Genomic DNA, 17,321 nt, shown 5'->3' with positions numbered 1-17,321 from the left:
GCAACGTTAACCTTATATTTAAAGTTTTACGTATGTCGCCGAATGCATGTTTTATTTACCCGGGTGTGTCACTACGATACGACGAGTTCAAACTGAGCCTCAGTGCGGTTCGAAACAGGACGGCTAAGATCCTGACCCGCACAAATTGTACAGGGTAGAAGGCATGGCGAAGAAAACCACAACAAAGAACATCGACATCGATGTCGCCAAGGAACTGGAAGAAGCGCTCGACCTGGATCTGACCGGATCACGCGACGACGATTTCGATATCGCAGCGACGATGGAAGACCTCGAGGCCCAGATCGCGCAAGCAGCCGAAGAACTGGCGCATGAGGGTCGCAACGGCGCATCCGCATCGCCCGTGCCGACGCCCCCCGCGCCGCAGGCCGAACTCCGCACTGAGCAGCAGCCGCAGGCTTCCAAGCCCGAGATTCAGCCCGACCGCCGTCCTGTCGAGCCGCGCAGCGAACCCTTGGGCGAGCTCCAGCCCAACGGTTTCAAGCCGGCCAACGACGACAGCCAGAAATCCTATCGCTCCACCTTCACGAGCTTCAACCGTCGCGCCTCGACGACGATCTACTGGATGGTGGCAATCCTGTCCGCCGCCTGGATCGCCGGCGGCGTTGCCATGGCCAACATCTTCGTCACCCCGAGCATCTGGACCATTTCCAGCCTGCAGGACGTGCTTGCCCGGCCGGCCCTTCTGGGCATCGCCATCGCCACCATCATCCCGATCGTCCTGTTCTGGGCCTTCGCGGTCATGATCCGCCGCGCGCAGGAAATGCGCATCGCCGCCCAGTCGATGACCGAAGTCGCCTACCGCCTCGCAGAGCCGGAAAACCTCGCCCAAGACCGCGTCATGAATGTCGGCCAGGCGATCCGCCGCGAAGTCGCCGCGATGGGCGAAGGCATCGAGCGCACCCTGGCGCGCGCCGTCGAGCTGGAAACCCTGGTGCATTCCGAGGTCAACCAGATCGAGCGCTCCTACTCGGAAAACGCGTCCCGCATCCGTTCGCTGGTCGATGGCCTGGGCAGCGAGCGCGAAGCCGTCATCACCCATGCCGAACGCGTCCGCGCCTCGATTTCCGGCGCGCATGAGACCCTGCGCGACGAGCTCGGCTCGGCCAGCGACATCATCCGCGACAGCATCATGAACGCCTCGACCAAGCTGTCGATGACCATCGACACTTCAGGCGAAGCCCTGGTCGACCGCATCAATTCGAGCGGCATGACACTGTTCGAGACCATCGAAGGCAAGGTCGAAGCACTCAGCGACCGCCTTTCCACATCGGGCGAAGCCTTCGCCAGCCTTCTCGACATGCGCATCGCCTCGTTGAGCGAGACCACCGATGCGGCAACCCGCACGATGCGCGAAATGCTCGACGAACGCACCAGCGGCATGGCTTCCCTGCTCGGCGGTGCAACCACCGGCATCAACGCCGAACTCGAAACCAGCATGCGCAACATCGAGCGCACCCTGTCCGAGCGGGGACAGGCGCTCATTGGTGAGTTCCAGACCCGCGCAGAAGCGCTCGACACCGGTACGCAGAAACTCAACGCAGCCCTCGAAGCCCGCGCTCGCCAGATCAGCGAAACACTGGTCGAGCGCGCTCGCGACATCGCAGGCTCGTTTATCGAAAGCCGAGATCAGCTCACCTCGCTCATCGAGCAAGGCCGGTCGCAGATCAACGCCGATATGGCCGACATCATCACCTCGACCTCGACCATGCTGGAATCGCGTGCCAACGACTTCGCCGGCCGCATGGAAGAAGCCCGCCACATCGTCTCCGGCGCTTTCGACGAGGACATCGCCCGTCTGTCCGACGCCCGTCACAACCTCGACACCGCCGTCGAGGAAAACGCGCGCAAGTTCGCCGAAGCCCGCGAACGCATGGCCGCTGCCCTGCACGCCGATCTCGACAAATTCGCGGAAGGCCGCGCCTCCATCGAAACCGCGGTCGGCCTGCATGTGCAGAAGCTCGCAGAAGGCCGGACCATCCTGTCCCAGGCGCTCGAAGACGACATGCGCAAGATCGACGAGTCGCGTCAGGCCATCGACCTCACGCTCGGCGGCCATCTGCGCCAGCTCGAACAGGGTCGCGAAACCCTCGCCCATGCCCTGTCGCAGGACGCCGGCAGGCTTGCGCAGACCCGCGCCGATCTGGACGACATGGTTTCCGGCCATGTCGCCCGCCTTTCCGAAGGCCGCAGCGTGCTGTCTCGTGCGCTTGAGGCCGACATGAGCAAGCTCACCGGCGCCCGCGATGAGATCGAAGGTCTGGTGACAAGCCAGGTCGAGAAGATCGCTCAAGGCCGCGACATTCTCGCCAATGCGTTGAAGAACGACGTCGCCAATATCGGCGAATTGATAAGCGGCCATTCCGCCAAGATTGCCGAAGACCGCGCCCTGCTCTCGCGCAGCCTGGACGCTGATCTCGGCAAGGTCCGCACCGTCGTCGCAGAAAACACGCAGGCCATTGCCAGCGAGCGCAGCGCGCTTGCAGATGCGTTGGAATCCGATCTCGCCAAGGTTCAGGCGCTGGTCGCGGAAAACGCCCAGCGGATCGCCGCCGAACGCGGCAACTTGGCTCAGACCCTCGACGCCGATGTCGCCAAGGTCGAAGCCTTGGTCTCGCAGAGCGCCGAACGCATAGCAGCCGAGCGCGGCAACCTGGCGCAGACCCTCGATGCCGATGTCGCCAAGGTCGAAGCCTTGGTCTCGCAGAGCGCAGAGCGTATCGCCGCCGAGCGCGGCAACCTGGCTCAGATTCTCGACGCCGATGTCACCAAGGTTGAAGCGCTGGTTTCGCAGAGTTCGGAACGCATTGCAGCCGAACGCAACAACCTGGCTCAGATCCTCGATGCCGATGTGGCCAAGGTGCAGACCCTGGTTTCAGAAAGCGCCGAGCGCATCGCAGCCGAACGCGGCGCTCTGTCCCAGTCGCTCGAAATCGACATGGCCCGCGTCCAGGCCATTGTTTCGGAGAACGCCCAGCGCCTCGCGGAAGAACGCATCGCGCTTGCCCGCACCTTGCAGGACGATCTCGACAAGCTGGCCGAAAGCCGCTCGGGCATCGACGGCCTCGTCGCCGGACAGGTCGAAAAGCTGGCACAGGGCCGGGACGTGCTGCGTCGTGCGTTGGAAGCGGACCTGGAGAAGCTTGCCGAAAACCGCGCCGCCATCGATACGATGGTTGCCGGACAGGTCGAAAAGCTCTCGACCGGCCGCGACATTCTCAAGCGCGCGCTCGAAGCCGACCTCGCCAAACTCGCAGAAAGCCGTTCCGGCATCGACAGCCTCGTGGTCAGCCACGTCGAGAAACTTGCCGAAGGCCGCGAGGTCCTCAGCCGCGCGTTGCAGGCCGATCTTGCCAAGCTTGCCGATAGCCGCTCGGATATAGACGGCATTGTCGCCGGCCAGGTCGAAAAGCTCGCTGAAGGCCGTGACGTCCTCAGCCGCGCTCTGGAAGCCGATCTCGCCAAGCTCGCCGAAAGCCGCTCGGGCATCGACAGCCTCGTCGCCGCCCAGGTGGAAAAGCTTGCCGAAGGCCGCGACATTCTCAAGAACGCTCTGGAATCCGACCTCGGCACCATCCGCGCCGCCGTCGACAGCCAGGCGGCACGCCTTGCCGAAGAACGCGCCGCAATCGTCCGCACGATGGAGGCCGACCTCGACAACCTCAACGGTCTCGTCGCAAGCTACGCACGTCAGCTCAGCGACGAACGCGGCGCCTTGTCCCGGGCGCTCGAGGACGACCTCGCCAAGCTGGCCGAAAGCCGCTCGGGCATCGACGGCCTCGTCGCAGCCCAGGTCGAGAAGCTGGCCGAAGGCCGCGACATCCTCAAGCGCGCGCTGGAAGCCGATCTTCAGGCCGTGCGCAGCGCGCTTGACGGCCAGACGCAGAAGGTTGCGGAGGAGCGCGCCGAAATGGCCCGTGCCCTGCAGAACGACATCGACGGCCTCAACGACCTCGTGTCGAACCATGCACGGCAGCTCGTCCAGGAACGCGGCGCCCTCTCCCGCGCCCTGGAAGACGACCTCGCCAAGCTCGCCGACAGCCGCTCGGGCATTGACGGCCTCGTCGCCGCGCAGGTCGAGAAACTGGCCGAAGGCCGCGACATCCTCAAGCGCGCGCTGGAGGCCGATCTGGCCCGCATCGACGGCATGGTCTCCGACCAGGCTGCGAAGCTGGCGGCCGGCCGCGACGCCCTCACCCACGCCATGGAAGCCGATCTGGCATTGCTCTCGCAGAGCCGTGGCGAGATCGACGACATCCTCAGCAACCATGTCGGCCGGTTGACCGACGGCCGCGAAATCCTCAGCCGCGCGCTCGATGCCGACCTGGAAAAGGTTCAGGCGCTGCTTGCCGACAACGCCCTTCATCTTGCCAACGAACGCGCCAACCTGTCGCGCACGCTGGACGACGATATGGCCAAGCTCGCGGAAACCCGCGCCGAAATCGACCGTCTCGTGGCCCTGCAGGCAGAGCGGATCGCCGATGGCAGCGGTATCCTGTCCGAAGCGCTCGAAGCCGATCTGGCGCGCATCCAGTCCTTCGTCGCGAAGAACGCGGAGGACATCGCCAACGAGCGTGCCGGCCTCTCTCGTGCGCTGGAACAGGACATCGCCAAGCTCGCCGACACCCGCGCCGAGATCGACCGCCTTGTCGCCCTGCAGGCGGAAAAGGTGGCCGATGGCCGTGGCGTTCTCTCCGAGGCGCTTGAGGCCGATCTGGCGCGCATTCAGGAGATGGTGGCGCAGAAGGCGGAAGACCTCGCCGCCGAGCGCGCCAAGCTGTCGCGCGTCATCGAAGACGACCTTGCGAAGCTTTCCGAAAGCCGCGCCAGCATCGACGGTCTCGTCGCCGGCCAGGTGGCAAAGCTCGCCGAGGGCCGCGACATACTCAGGCGCGCTCTGGAAGCGGATCTGGCCAAGCTGGCCGAAACCCGCACCGGCATCGACAGCCTGGTCGCAGGCCAGGTCGAGCGCCTGGCCGAAGGCCGCACCGTGCTGGCCCGCGCCGTCGAAGACGATCTCGGCAAGCTGGGCGATGCCCGCCGCGAGATCGATCTGGCGATTGCCGGCCATATCGACCAGATCGCCGCCAAGCGCGTCGACCTGTCCGATGCGATTGCCGGCGATATCGAGAAGATCGAAGAAGCCTTCCGCCGCCACACCGACGTCATCGAGGAACGCACCGGCACCATGGAACGCGCCCTGTCTCTGGGCGTCGACAATGTCCGGGGCGTTCTCGAGCGCAGCGCCGTGGTCATCGCCGGCTCGCTGCGCGACAAGGTGATGGAAGTCACCGCGGCGCTCAACGAAGAAGCCGGCAAGGTCTTCACCGATGCCGACCGGATCGTTGCCGATCGTGCGGCGCAGACCTCGGCAGAACTCATGCTCCGCGCCGAGGAAATCACCCGGGCCTTCGACGAAGCCGAAAGCCGCCTTGCCGCGCGCACATCGGAAACCTCCGACGCGCTGTTGGCCAAGGCCGACGAGACCGCCGAACGCCTGGCCTCCAAGGCCGACCAGATCGCGGGTGCGTTCGACCAGGCCGACCAGCGCCTTGTCGCCCGTGCCATCGAGACGGCGAAGGACTTGGCAGCGCGCGCCGGCGACATCGTCAACAACTTCGACAATGCCGACGAACGCCTCGCGCTCCGCATCGCGGAGTCGGCCGATGCGCTCGCCGCCCGTGCTTCCGAGCTGGGCCGCATCTTCGACAATGCCGACGAGACGCTTGCCAACCGCATCATGGCCGGTGAACAGGCTCTCGGCGCCCGCGCGGACGATATCGTCCGCAGCTTCGAGCAGGCCGATGAGAGGCTTTCGAGCCGCGTGTCCGCCACCGCGGATTCGCTGGCTGGCCGCGCATCGGAAATCGGCCGTCTCTTCGACAATGCCGATGAGACGCTGGCGAGCCGCATTCTGGCTGGAGACCAGGCTCTCGGTGCCCGCGCCGAAAGCATCGCCCGCAGCTTCGAGGAAGCCGACGAGCGGTTGGCGTCCCGGGTTGCGACCACCGCCGACACGCTCGCCGGCCGCGCCTCCGAAATCGGCCGGGTCTTCGACCTTGCCGACGACAAGCTTGCCATCCGCATTTCCAGCGGCGCCGAGGCGTTGGGCGCCCATGCCGACCAGATCATGCGCACCTATGAGAATGTGGAAGGCAAACTCGCCGAGCGCGTTCGCGAGACGGCGGAAACCCTTGCTGGCCGCGCCACCGAGATCGGCCAGGTGTTCGAGGATGCCGACCGTCTTCTCGCTGCCCGCGCCGAGCAGACGGGACAGGAGCTTATCGGCCGCGCCGGCGAAGTCGGCCAGGCCTTCGACGATGCCGGCCGCATCCTTGCTGCCCGCACCGAAGAAAGTGCTGCGACGCTCAAGGGCCGTGCAGCCGAAGTCAGCGAGGCCTTCGAAGAGGCGGGGCGCACGCTCGCGGTCCGCACCGAGGAAAGCACAGCGGCACTCACAGGCCGCGCAGCCGAAGTCGGCGAGGCCTTCAACGAGGCCGGACGCATCCTCGCGGCTCGCACCGAAGAAAGTGCTGCGACGCTCAAGGGCCGTGCGGTCGAAGTCAGCCAGGCCTTCGACGAAGCGGGAAGCGCACTTGCCGCCCGCATCGGCGAAAGCGCTGCCGGCATCGGCGAACATGCCGACCAGATCGCCAACGCCTTCACCGAAACAGAGCAGCGCATCGTCGCCCGTTCGCATCGCACCTCAGCCGAACTCGATGCCCGCGCCCGCGCCATTGAGGAGAAGCTGGCCGGTGTGGATGAGCGTCTGGCCGCAGGCGCTGATGCGGTCGTCGGCAAGCTGGACGAGCAGCTCAACTCTGCCGAAAACCGCCTCGCACAGGGCGCTGACGCCATGGGCCGCAAGCTCGACGAGCAGGTCGCCCGGGTCGAGGAACAGCTGGCGGGCCGTGCCAACACCATTGCCGAGACCTTCTCGGCAGTCGGCCAGCATATCGGTCAGAGCACGAACGAAGCCGCCCGTACCATCGGCGCCAACACACGCGAGCTCAATGCCATGTTGGCCGAGCGGTCCGCCGAGATCTCAAAGATCCTCGACGAAACCGCGCGTCCGCTGGTTGAGCGCTTTGCCGAAGGCGGCACCGAACTGCAGAAGAGCATGGAGGACGCCACTGAACGCGCAACCGAAAAGCTGCGCGTCGAGAACACCGCCCTCGTCAACGCCCTTGCCAGCCGTACGGCGGAAGCGCTGTCGGCGGTGGAAGGCGTGCGCAACACGCTTGCCGAGAGCGTCACCGATCTGCTCGGCCGGATGACCGGTTCGAGCCAGCAGCTCGAAACCCTCATCGACCAAGCCGCGGCCAATTTGTCTGTGGTGGACGAGAAGCTTGCGGGAAGCACCGCGGCCTTCTCCGCCTCGACCGACAAGGCGTCGCAGACCTTCTCAAGTGCTGCTCGTCTGGTGGACAACAACACCACGCGCCTGACCGAGCTGTCCTCGCACACGCTGCGCGAGGTCGCCTCGATCGCAACCAAGTTCGACGAGCACAGCCGTCTGCTGACCTCCGCCTCGGAACTGCTCAGCGCCGCTCAGAGCAATCTCGAGCACACGCTGGAGCGCCAGTCCTCGCTCGACGACCTCGCCGTTGGCCTGGTCAAGAAGTCCGAGGAACTGGAACGTGTCATGCAGTCCTTCGAAACCCTCGTCGCCAAGACGATGGACAATGCCGAAGGACGCACGTTGCAGTCAGCAGAAAAGATCAGCACGGCGATCAGCGAAGTGGTCGAAGCCGCCACCAAGCGCTTCGCCGACGCGACCGAGGACCTCCGCGCCACGGCCGGTTCGATCAAGACCGAGCTGGAAAGCACCCGCGCAGAGCTTAAGAAGGGCGTGCTCGACATGCCGATGGAAGCCAAGGAATCCACCTCGGCGATCAAGCGCGCCGTCACCGAGCAGATCAACGCGCTCAAGGAACTGTCCGACATCGTTGCCAAGTCCGGCCGCACCGTCGACATTTCCGAACCGCGCCAGTCCCGTCCGGCCCCTGCCCCGCAGGCGGCCGCGGTCCAGCCGCGCCGGCCCGCTCCTCCTGCTCCGCAGCAGGAAAAGCCCGTCGCAGCCACGGCCGATACGGTGGCCATCGAGCGTCCGGTGGCAGCACCTCAGCAGCCCGCAGACGCACAGCCTGTCCGCGATGCCGGCGCCCGCCCGCAACCGGGCGGCTGGGTCAGCAACCTGCTGAGCGGCGCATCCCGCGAGGAGGCTCCCAAGCAGGCAGCACCGTCCGGCGAAAGCCGCCAGGCACAACCGGCCCGCTCGCCGCTTCATGTGGTGGAGTCGCTCAACTCGCTGTCCGTCGACATCGCGCGGGCCATCGACCACGAAGCCTCGATCGAGCTGTGGAACCGCTACCGCAAGGGCGAGCGCGACGTCTTCACCCGCCGGCTCTACACGCTGAAGGGTCAGCAGACCTTCGACGAGATCCGCCGCAAGTATCAGGAGGACGGGGAGTTCCGTGCCGCCGTCAACCGCTATTGCGACGACTTCGAGAAGCTGCTCAAGGACGTCGCGCGCAACGACCGGGACAACATGATGGCGCAGACCTACCTGTCATCCGATACCGGCAAGGTCTACACGATGCTGGCCCACGCCGCCGGCCGTCTCAATTGATCTGAGGCACAATGAATGGAACGAGGCGGGGCTGGTCCCCGCCTTTTCTTTTGGATCTGGAACCCAGGCTTTTCGGGGTGGCTTGCACGGCTCAGCCACGCTTGCGAAACGCAGACGAGCGTTGACGGCTTCTCGCTATGTCTGCCCGCAGGCTTCCTGCGAAGCCTGTCCATGACCTCGCCGCAATGCCGCAATGCAGCTCGGAAGGCTTGGTTCAACCCAACGTGGCACATCAGCACTGCGCGCTTCTATGGAAGCGTCCGGCGCAGTCATCCTGTCAGTTGTAAAAACGCGGCCGGCCCATGCTTTCACCGTCGAACAGGCGAATACCGAAAAAGCCGGCGAGAAGGCCGCCGATATGGGCTTGCCAGGCAATGGTGCCTTCCATGCCGGGGACTAGCCCGTAATATCCAGTAGCCACGTTGACGACCATCCAGATCGCCAAGAACATCACCACGGTTCGCGATTGGAGGACCACGGCGATTGGCAGCACAGGCCCGCCAAAGGCCGGGCGTTGGCGGCTGCGGTCGACCTGGAAGCCGAAGCGCGCGGCTGCCCCCATCATGCCTGCAATCGCCCCCGACGCCCCGACCAGCGGCACGTTGTCATCGGGATAGACGACCCAGTGGAGGGCCGCAGCGGCCACCCCGGTGGCCGCGAAGAAGAGGAGGAACCGCACGACGCCGATTCGGTTGGCAAGCGGCGAGCCGAACGCCACCAGCCACACCATGTTGACGAGCAGATGCATGAAGCTGCCATGCAGCAGGGTGTAGGTGAACGGGCTTGAAAACGAATAGAAATCAAGCGGAACCAGCCCGCTGTAGCGAAGCGGGATGAAGGCTGCGCGGACCAGAAGCTCAATGTCCTGTCGGGCGGTCAGAACATAGTCGCGCAGCAACTGAGTGCCCAGGCACACAGCCACGATGGCGACGACCACCCCCGCCATGTTGAAGATGGGCTCCTTGCCCGCGGGCCCACCGCCATATCTCACGTCTCGCTGCGGTTGGGTCATAGGCTGTGTCCGGTGGCGTTCATGCCGTCCATGTAGCGCAAAGCGCTGCATGCCGTCACCTGCCGGGCCAAACACGTTCGGTTGCGCTGAATAAAAAAAAGCCGCTCGGATTGCTCCGAACGGCCGGCCGAGCCCCCCGGCTCCACCAAAGTTCTTTGACTGAAAGCGCTGCAGGCAAGCAAGCCGCCTGAACACCCTTACATTGGCACGCGAAAACGATAGAGACAACTTAAACCAATTATTAACCTTAACCGCCCCCTCCGGTGAACAAATCGGGGTTCAACTGGCATGCCTCCTGCAACGCGGCTCATCTAGACCAACAAAAAAGGTGATTCTGTCTCCCCCTGGCACAGGTGGCAGCATCCCTGGAGCCGAACATGATGAAACAAAGAGGATCGATCACCCTCTTCCGATACTGGAACCGGCTGCGCGCGGGACGCTCCGCACCACGCCGCTCGGAGATCGAACCGGCCGACATCAAGTCCCTGCTCGCCGACACCTTCATCCTCGAACAGGATGCACGCGGCGAAGCCGTGTTCCGCCTGGCCGGAACGCGGCTCTGCGCAACCTATGACAGGGAGTTGAAGGGCGCATCCTTTGCCTCGCTTTGGCGGCAGACGGATCACCGGCTGATCAGCCGGCTGGCGCATGGGGTATTCCACCACAATGCACCCGTGGTGATGAGGCTGGCGGCCACCAGTGTCACACAGCGCCCTGCCCGCTTCGAACTGCTGGTGTTGCCATTGGCGAGTGAGAACGCCGGTCGGCGTGCCATCGGTGTCCTCAGCAGCGTCAACACACCGTTCTGGCTCGGTGCCGATCCGATTGTCGACACCATGCTCGAACATGTCGACCTGATCGATCCCGACAACGGCACCATAGAGGCGCAACTGGACCTCGCCGAGCAGCGCGCGGAGATCGCCGCGCCGTCGCTCGCCCCAAGTGCTGCGGCTCTCCAACCGGTCGATCCGCTGGATGGAGCGGTCCGCATCGGGCATCTGCTCGTGCTTGAAGGTGGACGCGGTGACATCAACGGCCGACGCCTTTGACCAAGGCCATGCCGCTTTTTTGACGGCGGAAATGAGGCGGATGGTGCGCCATCCGCCAAAATCTCGTTTTTACGGTTAAAAAGGTCTGTATCAAGTTGGGATGGCGGAAGCCGTCAAACTGTGCCGGCGAGGGATTCGTTCAAATTTTATAAACCAAGCAAAGCCTTGCATTTGCTGGCGCGCTAAACTCACCATTCGTTATGATTAATAAATCGCAATACTCGGTTTAAAACACTATTATTCTTTGTTGCTAATTCGCTTATCGTTTTACTAAATCTGTACTTCGACGTTTTGCGCAGAATAAATTCGGCGATGCCAGTGTCTCCTCAAACGGGGATGCAAAAAAAATGAAAACACTTTTCGCCGGCCTGGTGTTTGGATTGCAGCTTTTCGCGGCCGGACAGGCTTTTGCCGATGCTTCCTTCATGCAGACCATGGGCCGCACGACCCAACCGGTGGGACACTACGATTTTTGCCAGCGCGAACGCGGCGAATGCAGCCAGAAGACCCCGAGCAAGGCACCGGTGCAGCTGACGCGCAGCCTTTGGGCGAAGATCGTCGAGGTCAACAACACGGTGAACATGGCAATCGAGCCGCGCACCGATATGGAACTGTGGGGCCAGGAAGAAGTCTGGTCCTTCCCCGTCAACATGAAAGGCGACTGCGAGGACTATGTGCTGGAAAAGCGCCGCAGGCTGATGAAACTCGGCGTCCCCGCCGGCAGCCTGCTGATCACCGTCGTGCGCCAACCCAGTGGCGACGGGCACGCCGTGCTCACCGTCCGCAGCGATCTCGGCGAATTCATCCTCGACAATCTGGAAAGCCGCGTCCTGGCCTGGCACGAGACCGACTACACCTACCTCAAGCGCCAGTCGGAAACCAATTCCGGCGTCTGGATCGGCATCAATGACGGCCGCGCCGATGCGGTGGCCAGCGTCCGCTGATCATGGCGAAGGAGCCGGCGCCTACCCTATCCCCGGGGTCAGGCGTCGGCCGTTTTCATTCAGGCAGGCTTCAGCCCTGCTTTGAAGCGCCGCTGATTGTGAACGTAGTTTTCAGCCCCTTCGCGCAGGCGTTCAACCGTCGCATCGTCAATGGTGCGGATCGCCTTGGCGGGCGAGCCGACGATCAGCGAGTTGTCGGGAAATTCCTTGCCTTCCGTGACCAGCGCGCCGGCTCCCACCAGACTGTTCTTGCCGATCCTGGCGCCGTTGAGCACGATAGCGCCCATGCCGATCAGGCTTTTGTCGCCCACGGTGCAGCCATGCAGGATGGCGCGGTGACCGATGGTGCAATCTTTTCCGACGCTGAGCGGAAAGCCCATGTCGGTGTGCATCATCGTGTGTTCCTGGATGTTGGTGCCGGAGCCGATGCTGATCTGTTCATTGTCGCCCCGCAGAACCGCGCCGAACCAGATGCCGACATCCCGGCCGATATGGATATCGCCTATGACAGAGGCATCGGGCGCAATCCAGGCGCTGTCCTGATCCTCGAATTGCGGTGTTTTTCCGTCCAATGAATAGATGGGCATCTGCTCTCCGTCCTGCCGTGCTTCGGTGGCACGATAGAGCAGAAGCTGGCACGCGCAAGCTCTGCCGGTCACTATCACAACCGCAAAGCATCAGATTCCGGTCTGCCTAAGCAGGCTCAGCGGTGCGATGGGCTTCAAGAGAGGGGAGAAAGCGCGCTCAGGAATGCCGAGCAGTTGAGCTGCGCTGTCATGCCGGCGGCGGCAGGCAGCCGGGGGCCGAAAAGGCTCCCCGGCAGTAGATTGGCTCAAGCCAGGTCGATGTCGAGGATAGCCATCGAAAAATTGTAGTCGCCGTCGTCTTCGTCCTTGAAGACGATGCCGAGAAACTCATCGCCGATATAGACCTCGGCGGAGTCGTCCTTGCGCGGCCGGGCCTTGACCTGCAGCTTCGGGTTCTGGAACACCTTTTTGAAATAGGCGTCGAGCTTTCTGATTTCGTCCGGCTTCAACTGGCTTCTCCGATTTTTGTTTTCATTTGCGCCCGACCAGAAACTGGTGTCGTTTCGCAAAGGGTCAATGCTCAGCGCGTTTTCGTCGTCTCCGCGAATGGCGCCTCAGAGGCGCCGCCAGGAGACTGCGGGGCTGCTTCTGGCATGCGCGCACCGCCGATGTAAAGCAGAACAGCGCCTTTTGTTGGCGGCTCGCACCCTCAGATATCGAAGGTAACGACGTGCTCCATGCTTTGGGACGGCAGCAATTGGTCCATCTGGCTCGACGGCCTGTCGCAGCCGGACTCGCCCACCACGCGCGCCGGAACGCCGGCGACCGTCTTGTTGTGTGGCACCGACGAAAGCACGACGGAGCCTGCCGCGATCTTGGAGCAATGGCCGATCTCGATATTGCCGAGAATCTTGGCGCCTGCGCCGATCAGAACGCCATGGCGAATCTTCGGATGGCGGTCGCCGCCGGCCTTGCCGGTACCGCCCAGCGTCACCCCATGCAGGATCGAAACATCGTCTTCGATGACAGCCGTCTCGCCGACGACCAGCCCTGTCGCATGGTCGATGAAGATGCCCTTGCCGATCCGCGCGACCGGATTGATGTCGGTCTGGAACACGGATGACGACCGGCTCTGCAGATAGAGCGCAAAATCCTTGCGGCCGTGATGCCACAGCCAATGCGCCAGCCTATGCGTCTGGATCGCGTGAAATCCCTTGAAATAGAGCACCGGCATGATGAACCGGTCGCAGGCGGGGTCGCGCTCGTAATAGGCCTGGATGTCGGCGCGGATCGTGTTGCCCCATGTCGGCGCGTCCTGCTGCATGGCGCGAAATGTCTGGCGGATGATGTCTGCCCCGACATCCTCATGAGCCAGCCGCTCGGCGACCCTGTGCGTCACGGCGTCCTCGAGCGTCTCCTGGTTGAGGATCGTCGTGTAGAGGAAGGCCGACAGCAGCGGATCGCGCTCGACGGCTTCCATCGCCTCGTCGCGGATCGAACGCCAGATCGGATCGACCGGCTTCAGGAGGCCGGAGCGCGCAACCGCCATGTTGTTCATCACCGATGTCTCCATTTCGCCGCGGCTCTGCCGACTGGGAGCAGACTTATATGCCGAAAAGCCCACCAGTTGAACTCAATTTTCTTCATACCTGCTTCAAATGGATGTGCATCATGGATATTCAAGCAGGCATGGAAAACGAACCCTTGAATCTTCGCATCGACGCAGGCGTCGCCACCCTCACCATCGACACGCCCGCGCGGCGCAACGCACTGACATATGCCATGTGGCTGGAAGTGGCCGCCCTGTTCCAGGTGCTCGAAGCGGACCCGACCGTCCGGGTCGTGGTGCTGCGTGGCGCAGGCGGCGACTTCTCCGCCGGCGCCGATATCAGCGAATTCGACACGCTGCGCGGCGCACCCGACAGCGCCCGCACCTATGAGGCCGCGAATTCCGCCGCCTTCGCCGCCGTCCGCCTGGCGCGCATACCGGTCATCGCCGCCATTCGCGGCATCTGCTTCGGCGGTGGCTTTGGCCTGGCGGCGGCGGCCGACCTGCGCATCGCCACGCTGGACGCGACCTTCAGCGTTCCGGCAGCACGGCTGGGGCTCGCCTATCCGCTCGACGCCATGGTCGACATCGTCGGCTCGCTGGGCGAGCAGATGGCAAAGTACCTGACCTTCACCGCGGCCCGGCTCGACGCCGCCAGCGCCAAGTCCGCCGGCTTTCTGCTCGAAGTGATTGAGACCGAGCACTTCGATGCCCGAGTCGATGAGATTGCCCGCACGATCGCTGCCAATGCGCCGCTGTCGATCAAGGCGTCGAAAGCCTCGATGCGCGCGACAGCCACCGGCGACAAGCGGGATATCGCCTTCGCACAGCAGATCGGCGATGCGACCTTCGCCAGCGCCGACTATGCCGAAGGCCGAACAGCCTTCAAGGAGCGCCGCCAGCCGGTGTTTTCGGGCCGATGACCGAGCTGATCGACGACAAAATCCGCGCCGAACTGGAAGTGCTTTATCGCGCGCCTGACCGGCACTATCACGGAACAGCGCATGTCGAAGCCTTGCTAGGGCTTGCCAAAACCCATGCCGGCCTTCTGTCCGACCCGGAGGCGGTCGAGGCGGCGATCTGGTTCCACGATGCGATCTACGACAGCACGGCGAAGGACAACGAGGCCAGCAGCGCAGCGCTCGCCGTCGAGCGCTTGACCGAGCGGACCGATCCGGCCCGGCTCGCCCGCATTGTGGCGATGATCGAAGCAACCGCCACGCACAGGCTGCCGGCGCTCGACACGCCCGAGGCGACCTCGGATGCGGCGTATTTCCTCGACATGGATCTCGCCGTTCTGGGAGCGGAACCAGACGCTTTCGACGCTTATGAGGATGGGGTGCGCCGAGAATATGCCTGGGTCGACGATGCCTCATGGCGAACAGGACGGGCAGCGGTGCTGAAAAACTTCCTCGACCGGCCGCACCTCTTCCACACCCCGACATTCCGCGAGAACTTCGAGGACGCAGCCCGCGCCAACATCCATCGGTCCCTGGAAAAACTGCGGCAATCCTAGAGCGGGTGTTCGGCCAGGAACTCCAGCGCCCGCTTCTTGAACGCGCGGTCGCCCACGGCGAGCATATGGTCGCGCCCCTCAATGTCCAACGCAACCGCGTTCGGCATCAGTGCCACTAGCTCGGCGGCGGAGCCGGCGATATCGTCGGTCGTCCCCACCGCGACGAGAGTGGGCTGGGTGATGCGGCTCGCATCCGCTTCGCTCAGCAATTCGCGCGAGGTGGAAATGCAGGCAGCCAGTGCACGGCGGTCGCTTCTGGTACGGTCGGCAAAATCGCGGAACATCTTGCCGCGCGCATGGGTGATGGAGTTGGGGTCTTCCACCACGAGCGCTTCCGCAATCGGGTCCCAATCGCCCACGCCGTCGACCATGCCGATGCCGAGCCCGCCCAGGATCAGCGTCGCAACCTTGTCGGGAAAGGCGAGCGCCGCGAACGCGGCAACCCGCGCGCCCATCGAATAGCCCATGACATGCGCGCGCTCGATGCCGAGGTGATCGAGCAGCGCCGCTGCGTCGGACGCCATTTTCTGCGGCGTATAGTCCGCCGCCTCATAGCTCTTGGACGTCCTGCCATGGCCGCGATTGTCGATGGCGATGGTGCGATAGCCTGCCTCGGTCAGGGTCTTGACCCAGCCCGGCGCGATCCAGTTGGCCGCAATGCTGGAGGCAAAGCCGTGGATCAGCAGGATCGGCTCGCCCGTGCCCGTCGCCGACGGCTCGTCCAGATAGGCAAGATCGAAACCGTCATGGAAAAAGCTGCCGGCGGTCATGGCATTCCTTTTCGATCAGTCGGGGTTGGGCGCTTGCTGGATTGCCGGATGGCGCAAAAGGTCGCCCCGCTTTATGCCGTTCTTGTCAGCTGTGCCGGCCTTCAACTCCAGCACGAACCGCGCTGGTTCGCTCGGCGAAATGGGCGCCTCGGAAAACGGCTGGCCCTGCTTGATATCGCGTATCCTGCCGTCGCGCCCGATAAAGATCAGATCGAGCGGCAACGGCGTGTTCTTCATCCAGAAGCTGAGCGGCTGCGTTTGCCCGAAGACGAACAGCATGCCCTCGTCGTCGCTGAGATCGGTACGATACATGAGGCCCATGGCACGCTCGCCGGCCTCATCGGCGATCTCGATGGTGAAGCTCTTGTCACCATTTTGGGTCTGGATCACCAGCGGCGCAGGATCGGCCGGCAGATCCATGGGGCTGTTGTCCGACAGTGCGGGCTGTTGCGCCCACACCTGAGCCATCGGGGCAGCGAGCCCGCCCAAAACGGCAAAGGCGCTCAAGGCGCCAGCTACCAGCCCGTTTTTGAAGTTCATCGCGCTTCCTTGTCCGCGACAGCCGCCTGGGACAAATCTAGTGGGCTATCGGCAAGGTTCCCATATCGGGATGAATTTCGGCAGCCATAAGGCCCTTGTCGCCGCGCCCGAACCGAACGAGCACAACCTGGCCCGGCCGCAATTCGGCAATGCCGTAGCGGCGCAGCGTCTCCATATGCACGAAGATGTCTTCCGTGCCATCGCCGCGCGACAGAAAACCGAAGCCTTTGGTGCGGTTGAACCACTTCACCAGGGCGCGCTCAAGCCCGCTTTCCGGCGCCACCGAGACATGGGTGCGCTGCTCCTGCATCTCGGCAGGATGCACTGCGGTCGACATATCCATCGAAAGCACGCGAAACGCCTGCAGGCCGCGATCGCCCTGCTTGACGAGGCAAACCACGCGCGCGCCCTCGAGCGCACTCTGAAAGCCGTCGCGGCGAAGACAGGTCACATGCAGCAGAATATCGCCGAGCGCCGCCTCATCGGGGAGAATAAAGCCGTAGCCCTTGGCCACGTCAAACCACTTGATGGCGCCTGCCACCTCGCGGAGGTCTTCCACCTCCGAAGCGGAGTCCCGGTCGAGGCTGTTGCCGCCACCCTGATACTCCCTTTGGAGAAAGGCCTTGTCCCCCATAAGAACGCCCCCTTTCCTGCATGAGACATCTGATTCTGTCCCTTAACTTAACATTTTGTCGCACACAGGGTGCAAGGGCCAAACCGGGCTTTTTTCATCGCCGCACAGAAACTCAGTGACGGTATTTCCT

12 protein-coding genes are annotated in these 17,321 nt (G+C 63.6%); 5 read left to right on the top strand and 7 right to left on the bottom strand.

Annotated features, from left to right (window positions below):
• Positions 1 to 163 precede the first annotated feature (163 nt).
• The gene (locus tag ICI42_RS10020) at positions 164 to 8,650 is read left to right on the top strand and encodes an apolipoprotein A-IV repeat region-like domain-containing protein (RefSeq protein WP_188164391.1); all 8,487 of its coding nucleotides are present in this window, start codon (positions 164 to 166) and stop codon (positions 8,648 to 8,650) included.
• A gap of 277 nt (positions 8,651 to 8,927) precedes the next feature.
• Here ICI42_RS10020 and ICI42_RS10015 read toward each other — a convergent pair whose 3' ends face one another.
• Positions 8,928 to 9,662, bottom strand: a complete 735-nt coding sequence (locus ICI42_RS10015; protein ID WP_188164390.1) for a rhomboid family intramembrane serine protease — start codon at positions 9,660 to 9,662, stop codon at positions 8,928 to 8,930.
• Positions 9,663 to 10,039: 377 nt separating this feature from the next.
• Here ICI42_RS10015 and ICI42_RS10010 point away from each other — a divergent pair, with 377 nt between their 5' ends.
• Together ICI42_RS10010 and ICI42_RS10005 are read left to right on the top strand one after the other, a co-directional pair.
• Positions 10,040 to 10,711, top strand: coding sequence for a PAS domain-containing protein (locus ICI42_RS10010; RefSeq protein WP_330999142.1), 672 nt, complete (start codon positions 10,040 to 10,042; stop codon positions 10,709 to 10,711).
• Between the two features lie 347 nt (positions 10,712 to 11,058).
• On the top strand, positions 11,059 to 11,655 hold the full coding sequence (locus ICI42_RS10005) for a transglutaminase-like cysteine peptidase (protein WP_188164389.1): 597 nt from the start codon (positions 11,059 to 11,061) through the stop codon (positions 11,653 to 11,655).
• A 59-nt stretch (positions 11,656 to 11,714) separates the two neighbouring features.
• On the opposite strand, the gene ICI42_RS10000 is transcribed toward ICI42_RS10005, so the two are convergent.
• The 3 genes from ICI42_RS10000 to cysE all read right to left on the bottom strand — a co-directional run bounded on the left by ICI42_RS10000 (position 11,715) and on the right by cysE (position 13,740).
• Positions 11,715 to 12,242 carry a gamma carbonic anhydrase family protein gene (locus ICI42_RS10000; RefSeq protein WP_188164388.1) on the bottom strand — a complete coding sequence of 176 codons (528 nt, stop codon included), beginning with the start codon at positions 12,240 to 12,242 and terminating at the stop codon, positions 11,715 to 11,717.
• Positions 12,243 to 12,487: 245 nt separating this feature from the next.
• On the bottom strand, positions 12,488 to 12,691 hold the full coding sequence (locus ICI42_RS09995) for a DUF3126 family protein (protein ID WP_188164387.1): 204 nt from the start codon (positions 12,689 to 12,691) through the stop codon (positions 12,488 to 12,490).
• A gap of 200 nt (positions 12,692 to 12,891) precedes the next feature.
• Positions 12,892 to 13,740, bottom strand: coding sequence for a serine O-acetyltransferase (cysE, locus tag ICI42_RS09990; protein ID WP_188164386.1), 849 nt, complete (start codon positions 13,738 to 13,740; stop codon positions 12,892 to 12,894).
• Between the two features lie 113 nt (positions 13,741 to 13,853).
• Between cysE and ICI42_RS09985 the strand changes: the two genes are divergently transcribed.
• Both ICI42_RS09985 and ICI42_RS09980 read left to right on the top strand, forming a co-directional pair.
• Positions 13,854 to 14,654 carry an enoyl-CoA hydratase-related protein gene (locus tag ICI42_RS09985; RefSeq protein ID WP_230980239.1) on the top strand — a complete coding sequence of 267 codons (801 nt, stop codon included), beginning with the start codon at positions 13,854 to 13,856 and terminating at the stop codon, positions 14,652 to 14,654.
• Positions 14,651 to 15,247, top strand: coding sequence for an HD domain-containing protein (locus tag ICI42_RS09980; protein WP_188164385.1), 597 nt, complete (start codon positions 14,651 to 14,653; stop codon positions 15,245 to 15,247). The genes ICI42_RS09985 and ICI42_RS09980 overlap by 4 nt, the downstream gene beginning before the upstream one ends.
• Here the strand turns inward: ICI42_RS09980 and ICI42_RS09975 are convergent.
• From ICI42_RS09975 to ICI42_RS09965, 3 genes are read right to left on the bottom strand one after another with little or no spacing between them, the layout of a single operon-like run.
• Positions 15,244 to 16,017: an alpha/beta fold hydrolase gene (locus tag ICI42_RS09975; protein WP_188164384.1), complete on the bottom strand. Its 774-nt coding sequence runs from the start codon at positions 16,015 to 16,017 to the stop codon at positions 15,244 to 15,246. The two genes, ICI42_RS09980 and ICI42_RS09975, sit on opposite strands and share 4 nt — an antisense overlap.
• A 15-nt stretch (positions 16,018 to 16,032) precedes the next feature.
• Positions 16,033 to 16,557, bottom strand: coding sequence for a DUF192 domain-containing protein (locus tag ICI42_RS09970; protein ID WP_188164383.1), 525 nt, complete (start codon positions 16,555 to 16,557; stop codon positions 16,033 to 16,035).
• A gap of 37 nt (positions 16,558 to 16,594) precedes the next feature.
• Complete coding sequence (locus ICI42_RS09965; RefSeq protein WP_210317064.1) at positions 16,595 to 17,191, bottom strand: cold-shock protein; 597 nt, start codon at positions 17,189 to 17,191, stop codon at positions 16,595 to 16,597.
• Positions 17,192 to 17,321 lie beyond the last annotated feature (130 nt).

Origin of the sequence: Oryzicola mucosus, from assembly GCF_014534685.1 — a bacterium.
GTDB classification, from domain to species: domain Bacteria; phylum Pseudomonadota; class Alphaproteobacteria; order Rhizobiales; family Rhizobiaceae; genus Oryzicola; species Oryzicola mucosus.
Note: the sequence above shows the minus strand (reverse complement) of the source record. Positions and strands in the feature narration are given on the sequence as shown.

Bases quoted from the DNA above. Each gene is read 5' to 3' on its own strand.
- ICI42_RS10020 (WP_188164391.1), top strand. From the start codon at position 164: ATGGCGAAGAAAACCACAACAAAGAACATCGACATCGATGTCGCCAAG.
- ICI42_RS10015 (WP_188164390.1), bottom strand. From the start codon at position 9,662: ATGACCCAACCGCAGCGAGACGTGAGATATGGCGGTGGGCCCGCGGGC.
- ICI42_RS10010 (WP_330999142.1), top strand. From the start codon at position 10,040: ATGATGAAACAAAGAGGATCGATCACCCTCTTCCGATACTGGAACCGG.
- ICI42_RS10005 (WP_188164389.1), top strand. From the start codon at position 11,059: ATGAAAACACTTTTCGCCGGCCTGGTGTTTGGATTGCAGCTTTTCGCG.
- ICI42_RS10000 (WP_188164388.1), bottom strand. From the start codon at position 12,242: ATGCCCATCTATTCATTGGACGGAAAAACACCGCAATTCGAGGATCAG.
- cysE (WP_188164386.1), bottom strand. From the start codon at position 13,740: ATGAACAACATGGCGGTTGCGCGCTCCGGCCTCCTGAAGCCGGTCGAT.
- ICI42_RS09985 (WP_230980239.1), top strand. From the start codon at position 13,854: ATGGATATTCAAGCAGGCATGGAAAACGAACCCTTGAATCTTCGCATC.
- ICI42_RS09980 (WP_188164385.1), top strand. From the start codon at position 14,651: ATGACCGAGCTGATCGACGACAAAATCCGCGCCGAACTGGAAGTGCTT.
- ICI42_RS09975 (WP_188164384.1), bottom strand. From the start codon at position 16,017: ATGACCGCCGGCAGCTTTTTCCATGACGGTTTCGATCTTGCCTATCTG.
- ICI42_RS09970 (WP_188164383.1), bottom strand. From the start codon at position 16,557: ATGAACTTCAAAAACGGGCTGGTAGCTGGCGCCTTGAGCGCCTTTGCC.
- ICI42_RS09965 (WP_210317064.1), bottom strand. From the start codon at position 17,191: ATGGGGGACAAGGCCTTTCTCCAAAGGGAGTATCAGGGTGGCGGCAAC.